Genomic DNA, 11781 nt, shown 5'->3' on the forward strand with positions numbered 1-11781 from the left:
GATTGAGTCCGCTTATAGTCGCGATATGTAAATTGGAAACGGTTAATGCTCCCAAATGGTCCTAAATCATTACAAATATGTGCCAATTGCTCACTTTTTGCACAGAAACACACAAAAACAAAAAAAGCTTTTGCAGACTTAAAGCAAGTCCGCAAAAGCATTCAGCTGTTAATGCGATAGAACAATGAAGTTCCATTGACAATTAGAGATGAATTAATTGCTTGTAAAGATTTTTCAACTCCGCAATATCCGCGCTTCCAGTTAATGAAACCCGCTTGCCGTTTTCATAGGCAAGCATATCCGCTTCAAGCCGGCTTCCGGCATGTTCGGCTGCATTGAGCCAAATCTGCTCATAAAGCGATGTCCAAAGATAGGTTTGCTCTGCCATCCAACCATTTAACGATGGGGCAAGCAAAGTTTCAAGCTCTTTGCGGAGCAAGCCTTTGCCCTCTCCCTCGAAAAATTGGCGCGGAGATTTGAATCGGCTCCAAAGAAGCTTTGCGTCAATGGAGTCCGCTTCCCAGGCCGCAGGCTCATCTGGCGTTGGCAGTGACGCAGGCGAATATGGGATTGCGCTGTAAGAAGCGATAGACGATTCTAGGCGCTGCGCTGTGCTGGCATATTGCTTTTGCAGCTGGGTATGAACGCCGCGTTCCATTCGCAAAGAAGTGGCCAACATCTCCTGTGACAGCTCAAGCTGGACAAGCCGCTGCAGCTCAAGCCAAGATGTCCATATCGCTTTACGCAGGTCACGTCCGTCATCCTGCAATGAGGCAGGATTAAAGGCCAGATTATAAAATTCGCCAAAACGGTATTGAATGCGCTGAACCACATAGTACAGCAGCTCGCTCAGCTCTTGTTTTAACTGCTCCGGCATAGAAGTACCTTGCAGTGCAGAGATCTCTCGCTTCGCGTCGCTAACGGCAAGCAGAAGCTCCTTGAGCTCCGTCTCCCGCGCAGAGGCATCTCCCTCTGCGCTCTGCAGCCAGCCAGCAACCGTTGCTGCCGAGCGCTTAAGATCCTCCTCCGCCGCTTCGATCGCCAGGCGACCAAGATCGTTCTGAATAAAGGATAGAAATGAGTGCTCAAAGGCTTCGATGCCCGAGCGCTTCAGCAGCTCAGCATTTCCGTCAAGCTTGCCGTCAAGCGCCTGCAGGCTGGAAACAGGGAATAGGCGAGGCGATCGAATCGCATGCTGAAGCAGGTTCGTCTCTACATGCTTTAATACGCCGGCCAGCTCCTCCTCGTCTGCGGCCAAATCCGCTGCGTTAACGAGGAAAAACATTTTGTCGAGCTCAAACTGATCTTTAACCCGGCCGAGCTGCATGAGAAACTGACGGTCGGCCTGTGAGAATGCATGGTTATAATAGGTCACAAACAGCACGGCATCGGCGTTTTTAATATAGTTGAAGGCCACGCCCGTATGTCTCGCGTTAACGGAGTCCGCGCCTGGCGTATCCACCAGCACGATGCCCTGCGCGGTGAGCTCGCAGTCATAATGCAGCTCGATTTCGCTGACGAAGCAAGAACGCGATTCCTCAGCGACGTAGCGCTCGTAAGCTGCTTGGTCAACGGAAAGCTGCTGCCCAAGCAGCGGCTCATGCTCTTCCCAGCCTGCGCGGGCTGCGCGCAGGAAGCTGTAGTGCGGGCGGCCGCCGGCCCCGATCGAATCGGGGGTAAGACGGTCAATCGCCCGCATAAGCGCTGCAGCATCAGGCAGCTGGTCGATGCCGGCTTTCTCACCGAGCAGCGCCAAGGAGTAGCGCACGTCGTCTTCGATTGCGGCGCGCGATTTCATGACGATGCGCGCCGTGCCGTGTCCGTGCTCCGCCGTAGGGGGCACGAGACGGTTGATCGCCGCCGTCGTCGGATTTGGCGAGACCGGGAGCACCGGTTCGCCGATCAGCGCGTTCGCGAGCGATGATTTGCCGGCGCTGAAGGCGCCGAACAACGCGATGGTGAATCGGCTGTCCTGCAGCCGCTTCGCCTTCTCGCGCATCGCTTGCGCGGCCGCCGCCAGCGCAGCATGCGGCGCAAGCAGCTCCGCGGCGCCCGCTAAGCGCGCAGCAGCGCTGTGCTGCTGCGCTAGGGCTGCACCGCCCGCTAAGGCGCTGCGCCCAGCCGCGGCGCCAGGCGGCGCTCCTGCGCCGCCGCGTCCGCCGACGGCGCTCGCCGGCGCAACACGCTCCGCGGCTCCAGCGGCAGCGGTCTCAGCCGCCGCCAGCGCACGGGCTTCCGCGCCCGCAGTCCGCGGCGCAGGCAAAACCGGCCTATCCGGTGCTTCAGGCAGCGCAGCGGCAAGCCGCGCCTGATGCTCGCCTGCTCGCTTCGCAATCGCCGCCAGCGCCTGAAGAGCGCCAGCCTGCGCGCGCAGCGCAGCAAGCTGTGCCTCTGCATCGGCAGCAGCGGCTTCAAATCCCGCCGCTGCATGATCCGCCAGCGCGTCGATAAGCTCTAGCGCCCGCTGGCGATATACTGCCTTCACATCCGCGGCCAGGTCACGGCTATACGTCATCGTATATTCGTTTCCGATCACCGCTCCGGCTTTTACTCTCGAAATGAGCCAATCTGAATCAGGCAGCCAAGCCAGCTTGCCCGCAAGCTCATCTTCTAACCGCTCGCCGTTAAAGCCGATACGTTCAGCTTCCCCGCGCAGCAAATGCTTGACATGCCAATCGATAGACGCGCTGATTAAGCTGTTTAATTCCTCGCTGAAAGCTTGCAGCCTGCGTTCTTGTTCCGCAGCCGTTTTAGCTGCTGCGAACAGCAAGCCTGCCTTAAAGCCCGGTTTGCGGCTCTCCAGAAACGACTGGGCCAAATCCCGCAGTCCTGCCGGCGTAATATTCGCATTATCCAGCAGCGATTGCAGCTCCTTACGCAACTGAGCCCGGTAAACCTCTTTTTGCTCGGACAAGCTTTGCAAGAGAGCCTTCAGCCTTCCCATTTCAGCCGTTACACGCGCCGCGGCCTCTTCTCCGCCAGCCTCCTCAAGCAGCCTTTCACGTTCAGGCTCCGCTTGAAGCTCGCTCCATTTCAAATGGCTGGCAGCCAAATGGCGCAAGGAAGCGTCAACGCTATAGACGCAAAGCGTCCCTCGAATCATCTGAAGCTGATCTAGCAATTCCATCAGCTGGTCCCACTCCTGATGTGGATGCTCCGGCTCGCGCAACGACAAATAAACGATTCCTGCCGGCTCCAAATGCCAAGCATGAAACGCGTCCTCTACGCTTTGGCGATAACTGGCGAAAGAAAGCTCGCGGTCGCGATGCTTATCGATCTGATTTACGATAAAGTATAAGGGCTTACCCCAATCCTTCAGCTGCTTCGCAAAAGAAAAATTGATTTCGGATTGCACATGGTTATAATCCATAACGTAAAACACGACGTCAGCAAGATGCAGCGCCGATTCTGTAGCCATCCGATGTGCATCGTCGGTGGAATCGATACCAGGTGTATCAAGAAGCACGGTATGGTTCCCGAGACGCTTGCTTGGATAGACAATAGATACCGAAGTAAACTGCTCTCCGTCAACGCAATAGCGATCAAGCTCGTCGATCGGCACCTCCGCTTTGGAGAGAACGCCGTCACGAAGTATCTCAACAGCTGCATAAGCCCGTTCACCGCCGCGGATGGATACCACGTTCGCGCTTGTCGGAATCGGACTAGAGGGCAGCAGCTTCGCCTCGCATAAACGATTGATCAATGTTGATTTACCCGCCGAAAAATGTCCACAAAAAGCGACAGTAAGCAGACCATCGGTCAGCTTACTGTTTAGCTCCTGTGCTTGCTTTGCATGTAAATTATCTCCCGCAGCTGCCATTAAGCCTGCAGCCTCGGATAAAGCTCCCGCTATGCTTTGCACCGTTAATTCTGTCATTTGCTTCTCCTTAAACGGCTTGCTCTTCTTCAGACGGCAGGCAAATTTCAAATACGTTGCCGTGCTGCAAAATCATGATATTGCGTTCTTTATCACGCATAACAACAACCTCGGGTTTAACGCGCATACGCTCGATATACTGCTCAGRCACGTCGCCGGAGCCGCTTACCGTAATGCCTTCCACGACGATGTCTTCATTCTCCTCTGGCGGAGATTCAAGCACCTGCTCATAAATATCGGAAAAAAGCTCAAAATTCTTTGTGTAAACGGAAATACAGTTCATCGTCATCATCCTTCACTGGCTATTTTAGGTTTTATAATCTTATTTTTTGTTTTAAAGCCTGGCTTCATACGTTGTTTTCCTTCTTTGCACAAATCAAGCAGCGGACATATCGGACACTGCGGGCTTTGCGCTTTGCAATGATAGCGGCCAAAAAAGATCAGCCTATGGTGAGTTAAAGTCCATTCCTCGCGCGGAACAAGCTTCATGAGCTTCTTCTCGACCTCCAGAACCGAATCCTCCGCCTTTGCAAATCCTAGCCTCTTTGTCACGCGGTCCACATGCGTATCAACGGCAATGGCTGGAACGCCAAATGCGTTTGACATGACGACGTTAGCCGTTTTGCGGCCGACGCCTGGCAGCTCGGTCAATCCCTCATGGCTTTCCGGCACTTCCCCGGCATATTTATCGATGACGATCCGGCATAGCTTTTGTATATTGGAAGCTTTGCTTCGAAACAAGCCGATGCGGCGAATGTCCTGCTCCAGCTCTTCCAGCGGAACGTTCAAATAATCTTCAGGACGCTTATATTTCTCAAATAAGCCCACCGTCACTTTATTTACCGTTTCATCCGTACATTGCGCTGATAGCAGCACTGCTATCGTAAGCTCAAACGGATTGCTGTGGTTAAGCTCGCAGTGCGCATCTGGAAACATCTCCGCTATGATATCCAGCACATGACGCATTTTCTGTTTCGCACTCATCGTCCTCTCTCCTAATCAAACACTATCGTTCAAAGTGTAGCGAAATTTGTCACGCTTCGCAACCGTAATCAAGCACATTCTATAAAAAAACTGCCCATATGGGCAGTTTTTTCACAAAATTTAAATATCTCTGGCTCAAATTCATGAAATTTCAAGCATTTTGCTACTTGACGACCGCAATCGCATAATTTCTAAAGCCATAGATCGTAATGGCATCGCCCGCCTTAAAAGCTGACACGGCAACGGCATTCCCGTTTAAAAAATATTTGGAATTGCTGTTTACGTTAAAATAATTCCGGTTGTCTGCGTCCGACACTTTCTCTGTCCAAATTTGTGACGCGGATACATTATAGTTCGAGAAGATGCGGCTCTCGGCAATGGCTACTGAAATTTGAGTCTTGTTTGCGGCAGGCTTCTGAACCTCGACATAGTCGCCAACTGTAATCAAGCTGGTAGCTGTGCTCTGGGAAGCGCCTTTGATAGCAGTGAACCCTGCATCGACGTTATATACGACCGTTTGTCCCGCAAGGTCTATGATCGTTACGCTGCTCGCCGATACGGCTTGTACTTTCCCGAAAGTTGCAGCTACGGTGCTCGCAGAAGCTGCTTGCTTGCCGGTATAGCTAACATTTATGAGCGTTCCCGCTGTAATTTGATCTATCGTCAATTTAGCCCCCGCTTCATTCGTCAGCTCCGTACTGAGTACGGAAAGGTCAAATGCAGTGGTCATCGCGTTTTTCACACGCAGCTTCTTGCTGCCGGCATCGACGGAAACAACTTCGTACTGGGCATTCGAATGTACTTTAATCGCTGCAACCCGGTCCTGCGTATTGTTCAATTCCAATGTCAGCAAATCGCCAGTCTTCAGATCGCTCAACCCTGCGCTTGTAATAGCCGAATGCTCAACGTAAGCGGTATTGTAAGGCAAAGCTACGGTCGATCCGTTGTCTAAACGAATCGTCATGAGGTTGCTGGCTGCGTTCATGGATACTAAAGAGCCTGTATATTTGGTCACGAATTGCAGCGATACAATCGTATTACCAGTATAGCTGATTACAATTTTACGGTTAAGCGTCAGCAAATTGTAGGCGGACGAGAGCGATATCGCATTGCCGCTGTATTCAATTCTTGTTTTATCCGTAAAATATAGCGCCTGTGCGTTTCCACCGCTCGCATCAACGATCGTTAACAGCTTCTTATCATTAACGTAGCTTGCAATTTGCGCGCCCGCCAGCGTCTTCACATTGCGGTTCACGACTTTAACCTTCGTAACCTTATCGGAATCATTTAGCGTCAGCTCGACTTGATCGGCTTCTTTGATTAAGTCACCGATAGTCGCGCCGCTCAAGCCATCTATCTCTACCGATACCGTGTCTGCCATAAATTTAGATACGAGCGTGGTGCCCTGCATAATCGTAATTAGGTCCCCGCTCGCTCCATAGAACGCACCCTTAACATTCGTTGACGCTGATTGAGGGGCAGCGATGATTTTCAGCGCTAACGGCGTTTCGCGGAACGAATCCTGCACGATGCTGATCTGGCTGTCTCTTTTGATAGCGGACAGAGCTAGCGCTTTGCCGTCGCTGTCTGCGACAACGAGCTTGTCATCATAAAAAACTTCAACAGGCTTGTCATTTATCCACACATAGATTTTTTTCTCATCAGCAATCACACGATCAAGCGTGCCTGTTACGGTTTTGGTATAAACTTTGTCGCCCATCACCTCAACATAAAGCGCTTTGCCATCCTTAGCAATAACAGTTACATCGCCATACTCAAGCAGCTGCTGCTTCGTAATCGGCGTTTCTGTGTTGTAATGATAAAAAAGCGTGTCCGCGTTGATGGCATAATTCGTTTCCTTTTTGTTGCTGTAGAGCGTTAAGGTTGTATCTGTCAATCGAGATACGATGCCATCGACCTGTCCTTCATAAGCGACAGGGTACAGCTTTTCCGCACGACTGAACATTGTAGCTAGGCTTGCGCGTGTTACGTTAGCTTTTGGATCAAATTTTACGGTTGTTACGCCCTTCACCAGCTCAAGCTTAGCTGCTAGATTTACGTATCCTTTATAGATTGAATTAATTTGGGAGGCGTCTGAGAAGCCGGAAGCCGTATTTTGCAGCTTCTCCGCTTCCYCCCGTTGGTCTATGGCACGGACCATAAGCTTCGTTACCCATTCACGGGATGCAGGCTTTGTGCCCCATGCAACTTTTGCGTCTTTGGCAGCAAGCTGAAATTCTTCCTCTTGATCAAGCAAACCTTCTTTGAAGGCCAGTGTTATGTATGCTTTAAAATAGGCACTGACGGAAAATGAAGCCGGAAAACCGATAATAGCGTCCAAGTCTGCTTTTTTGTCTAAACCCGCAAACCRCAGCGCCAAAAGAACAGCTTCTTGCTGGCTTACGTTTTCACTAGGGCGGAACACAAACGAACCGCTTGTTGTCGAATAACCTTCGATGATTTTCTGAAGCGCCAGCTTGGCGATATGCTTCTCTGCCCAATGTCCACTGCTAACGTCTTTAAACGGTGTCGTTAGTGCAGAGGATGCTGCATGAACTTGTTTTGGGATAATAACGCCGCTACCTGCCACCAATGAAAAAGCCAATGCTCCAATCAATATTTTCTTGCCCGCAAAATGCGTTGTCATAAGTTGATATTCCCCCTGATTGTTTGTGTTGATTTAAGCAGAACGGCTTCGCCGTCCTAAAATAAGGACGGAGCGAAGCCATCAGTGTTATTGCATTATTCCTTGTTCATCGGATGCTCAAGTTCAACATGTCCCATTAGCGTTTCAATCTTAGCTCCATCGACCAAAAGTTCAATAGATTTCACAAAATCGAATTGGAACAACGTTTTCTTGAGCGTCTCAATTACGAACATTTCTCCAGGAGCGCCAAGACGGGCTTCATCCGGCAAATGGATATCAAGCGTAACGAGTCCGTCAGCAAGCTCTACGGTTTTGACTTCGATTGGTTTCCATAAGGACAAGGCATTCTCTCCTGCATCCTTCTGTAATTCGGCAATTGCCGCTTTCACCAAATCGGCATCTGTTTCAAAGGTAAGCTTAACTGGTTGTTCAACTGTTTCAAGCAGTTCGGCATCGGTTAAATAAATAATAGCTTCTTTCTCATTCAATACGGGTGTTGGTTCCGGGGTAGGCGACGCAGTTGGCGCTGCTGTGCTTCCCAGGTTATTATCTGGCTTGCCCTGTACACCACAGCCAACGATCGCAGCAGATAAAATGATGACAGCAAGCAGCCCTTGTGCTTTGAAAATTTTCATTACACTGAACACCTGCTTTCTATTTAACTTTTAAAAATTCTTTGATTCCGGCAACCATCTCTGCAGCAATACGGTTCTGGGCTGCATCGTCAAACAACATTTTTGCATCGACCGAGTTAGATAAGAATCCTGCTTCAATCAGAACCGCAGGCATCGTCGTTTGTTTGATCACTTTATAGGCCTCTTTTTTGACGCCGCGATCTTTAATCTTGGTAGCTGCAATCAAGTGTTTATGAATGACTGCGGCAAAAGCTTTGCTATTTTCACGATAATAATAAGTCTCTGCGCCCGAAGCTGCAGCAGCTCCGCTATTTGCATGAATCGACATAAATAAATCCGCTTTAAGATTCTCGGCAAAGTTGACACGCTCGTCCAAGGAAGGATAAGTATCTCCCGTTCTCGTAAAATGAGCTTTAATTTTAGTTTCTTTATTGAGCAGCGCTTTCATCTTCAAAGCAACGCTCAAATTAAATTCCTTCTCCCATTTGTTCAATACGCTTTTCGCGCCGGGATCTGAACCCCCATGACCGGGATCAATCACGATATCGAAAATATCATCGGAAACTGGCGGTTTTTCCGGATCAACCGGGAGTGTCGGATCGACAGGAACATCCGTAATCGGCATCAGTTTTAACTGGAACTTGCCCAAATCCTCTGTCATAACGTAGCCTGTATTATCCGCAATCAGGATAACCAAACGCGCGGTAGCCGGGGTTTTCGAAAATAAGGAATAACGGAACCCTTGCAAATAAGTGCTGTCTGTAACATTGACCTCAAACTGCCCGTTCACAAACTGTCCGCTCAAAAGTGGTGAATAATCCGTATTTGGAAAATCAAATACGACTCGCTTCGGATTATCCAGCACCAAAGGCTTGTTAGCTTTGACTACGCCTTCATAGTTAATGCTAATCGTACTCTCGCCGCTATAAGCCACTTCCGTAATCATTCCTGCTGATTCTACGGGTGCAGTTGGATCAGTCGGTTCCTTCGGCTCGTACATATGTACTTCTTTTTCCGCAGCTTTCCATTCGACATTCAAGCCGAACTGTTCGCCAATAAAGCGAAGCGGAACTAATGTCGTACCTTTAATGATTGATGCCGTGGTATCCATTTGAACCATTTGGCCATTAACTAGCGCAACATTGTCATTCATTTTGAGCTTGATGACATTATTGCCGTGCGTGACCGTCGCTGTTTTGGCCGTATTGTCCCAGACAATTTGATAGCCGAGGCCTTCTGATACCGTCCGCACCGGTACGACTGTCGCATTGTTGATGATTTGCGGATTGACATCAGATTTTAGCTGCTGACCATTCAAAAAAAGCTTCGGGACGACCTCTGCAGCTTGTCCTACAGTGGCGAACATCGTGAAAAAAACCGACATAAACAACAACATGGATATAAATCTTTTCATTTCCCACCTCGATGACTGAAATTGCCCGCATCGAATGAGTGCATTCGACTTTTACAGACTAAAATATAGACGCAGCTTGTCAGAAAAAGTTGCGTTTAAAGGAAAAAAGAGGACGATTCGCCCATTCGGGCAAAATCGTCCTCTTAGTTTCGTTTGCTTAAACTAAACGAGCGGCGTGTTTTTGCTCGTAAGCTGTAATTTTATCCTCGTGTTGAAGCGTCAATCCGATATCATCAAGCCCTTGCAGCAAAAATTGACGACGATGCTCATCAAGGTCAAATGCGATCGTTAAGCCATGCTCATCGGAAAGCTGTTTGTTTTCCAGGTCAACTGTCAGTTTGTAACCAACAAATTTTGCAGTGCGCTGGAAAATCTCTTCAACTTGCTCTTCGCTAAGCTTGATTGGCAAAATACCGTTTTTAAAGCAGTTATTATAGAAAATATCCGCATAAGACGGAGCAATAATTACTTTGTAGCCATAATCAAGAATTGCCCATGGCGCATGCTCACGTGAGGATCCGCAGCCGAAGTTTGCACGGGATACAAGGACGGAAGCTCCCTCGTAGCGCGGTTTGTTTGGTTCGAACTCAGGATTTACGTTGCCGCTCTCGTCAAAACGCCATTCAAAGAATAGAAATTGACCAAAGCCGCTGCGCTCGATGCGCTTTAAAAATTGTTTAGGTATGATTGCATCCGTGTCGACATTGACCCGGTCGACCGGGGCGACGATGCCTGTAAGTTGTTTAAACGGTTCCATATCGGTTATACCCCTCTCTCTCGTTCAATTAGTTCAACACTTCGGATTTAATTTCCCAATCGCGTACATCTGTGAAATGACCTTTAACTGCCGCAGCAACTGCCATTGCAGGCGATACAAGATGCGTACGTCCGCCGCGTCCTTGACGTCCTTCAAAGTTACGGTTGGAAGTAGATGCGCAGCGCTCGCCTGGTTTCAATACGTCAGGATTCATCGCTAGACACATCGAGCAGCCAGCATCACGCCACTCAAAGCCTGCTTCTGTGAAGATTTTGTCGAGGCCCTCTTTCTCCGCTTGAATTTTTACGCGGCCTGAACCTGGAACGACGATAGCTGTAACGCGGTCACTTACCTTGTAGCCTCTAGCAATTTCAGCTGCAGCGCGCAAATCTTCAATACGGCCGTTCGTGCAAGAGCCGATAAACACATAATCAATTGCAATTTCATTCATTGGCGTACCTGGCTTCAGATCCATATACTCAAGAGCTGCTTCAGCCGCTTTACGCTCATTTTCTGTTGGAAGATCAGCAGGGAAAGGAACCTTCGCTGTGATATTCGTACCCATACCTGGGCTAGTACCCCAAGTCACTTGCGGAATTAGAGCGTCAACATCGAAGTGAACGACTGTATCATACTCAGCACCTTCATCCGTAGTAAGCAGTTTCCAAGCTTCAACCGCTTCATCGAAGTTAGCAGGCGCATATTGACGGCCGCGAAGGTAATTAAAAGTTGTTTCGTCCGGAGCAATAAGACCAGCGCGAGCGCCTGCTTCAATGGACATGTTACAAACGGTCATACGCTCTTCCATAGTCAAGCTGGTAATAGCTTCACCAGTGAATTCAATAACATAGCCGGTTGCGAAATCTGTACCGTATTGAGCAATAACGCCTAGAATTAAATCTTTTGCCGTCACGCCCGGTTTGCGTGTTCCGTTGAAACGAACCTCCAGCGTTTTTGCTTTCGATTGCTGCAAGCACTGGGTTGCCATAACATGCTCAACCTCGCTCGTACCGATACCGAACGCCAAAGCGCCGAAAGCGCCGTGAGTCGAAGTATGGCTGTCGCCGCAAACGATTGTTTTACCTGGATGCGTAAGTCCGAGCTCAGGGCCCATAACGTGAACGACACCTTGGTCGATGCTGTCAAGATCAAACAGCTTTACGCCAAAATCTTTACAGTTTTGAGTTAGAGTATCAATTTGCTGCTTGGAGATCGGATCTGTAATATTAAAACGATCCTTTGTTGGTACGTTATGATCCATCGTAGCGAAAGTTAGATCCGGACGGCGAACTTTGCGGCCGGATAGGCGCAGGCCTTCAAATGCTTGCGGCGACGTTACTTCGTGAACGAGCTGCAAATCGATATAAATAACGCTTGGCTTGCCTTCTTCTTGATTAATGACGTGATTATCCCAAATCTTCTCAAACATTGTCTTTTTCGTCATTATATTCACCCCATCGTTTCATG

The 11781-nt window shown here is 49.3% G+C and carries 8 protein-coding genes; all 8 read right to left on the reverse strand.

Features of this window, described 5'->3' with window-relative positions:
* Positions 1–202: 202 nt before the first annotated feature.
* Positions 203–3877: a dynamin family protein gene (locus AC1DLI_RS00885; protein ID WP_477598893.1), complete on the reverse strand. Its 3675-nt coding sequence runs from the start codon at positions 3875–3877 to the stop codon at positions 203–205.
* Between the two features lie 10 nt (positions 3878–3887).
* Positions 3888–4160 (reverse strand): NAD/NADP transhydrogenase alpha subunit, encoded by a 273-nt coding sequence (locus AC1DLI_RS00890; RefSeq protein ID WP_477598894.1) that lies wholly within the window; start codon positions 4158–4160, stop codon positions 3888–3890.
* 5 nt (positions 4161–4165) lie between these two features.
* A complete protein-coding gene (gene nth, locus AC1DLI_RS00895) occupies positions 4166–4861 on the reverse strand; it encodes an endonuclease III (protein WP_477598895.1) in 696 nt (231 codons plus the stop codon).
* A 163-nt stretch (positions 4862–5024) separates the two neighbouring features.
* Positions 5025–7508 carry an S-layer homology domain-containing protein gene (locus AC1DLI_RS00900; protein ID WP_477598896.1) on the reverse strand — a complete coding sequence of 828 codons (2484 nt, stop codon included), beginning with the start codon at positions 7506–7508 and terminating at the stop codon, positions 5025–5027.
* A 95-nt stretch (positions 7509–7603) separates the two neighbouring features.
* Positions 7604–8143, reverse strand: coding sequence for a GerMN domain-containing protein (locus AC1DLI_RS00905; RefSeq protein WP_477598897.1), 540 nt, complete (start codon positions 8141–8143; stop codon positions 7604–7606).
* Positions 8144–8162: 19 nt separating this feature from the next.
* Positions 8163–9557, reverse strand: a complete 1395-nt coding sequence (locus AC1DLI_RS00910; RefSeq protein ID WP_477598898.1) for an N-acetylmuramoyl-L-alanine amidase — start codon at positions 9555–9557, stop codon at positions 8163–8165.
* A 157-nt stretch (positions 9558–9714) separates the two neighbouring features.
* The gene (gene leuD / locus AC1DLI_RS00915) at positions 9715–10314 is read right to left on the reverse strand and encodes a 3-isopropylmalate dehydratase small subunit (protein WP_308996562.1); all 600 of its coding nucleotides are present in this window, start codon (positions 10312–10314) and stop codon (positions 9715–9717) included.
* A 28-nt stretch (positions 10315–10342) separates the two neighbouring features.
* Complete coding sequence (leuC, locus tag AC1DLI_RS00920; protein WP_308996563.1) at positions 10343–11758, reverse strand: 3-isopropylmalate dehydratase large subunit; 1416 nt, start codon at positions 11756–11758, stop codon at positions 10343–10345.
* Positions 11759–11781 lie beyond the last annotated feature (23 nt).

Source organism: Paenibacillus sp. 01T443, from assembly GCF_056398325.1.

Coding starts and splice junctions, on each gene's coding strand:
- nth (WP_477598895.1), bottom strand. CDS start 4,861: ATGAGTGCGAAACAGAAAATGCGTCATGTGCTGGATATCATAGCGGAG.
- leuD (WP_308996562.1), bottom strand. CDS start 10,314: ATGGAACCGTTTAAACAACTTACAGGCATCGTCGCCCCGGTCGACCGG.
- AC1DLI_RS00905 (WP_477598897.1), bottom strand. CDS start 8,143: ATGAAAATTTTCAAAGCACAAGGGCTGCTTGCTGTCATCATTTTATCT.
- AC1DLI_RS00885 (WP_477598893.1), bottom strand. CDS start 3,877: ATGACAGAATTAACGGTGCAAAGCATAGCGGGAGCTTTATCCGAGGCT.
- AC1DLI_RS00910 (WP_477598898.1), bottom strand. CDS start 9,557: ATGAAAAGATTTATATCCATGTTGTTGTTTATGTCGGTTTTTTTCACG.
- leuC (WP_308996563.1), bottom strand. CDS start 11,758: ATGACGAAAAAGACAATGTTTGAGAAGATTTGGGATAATCACGTCATT.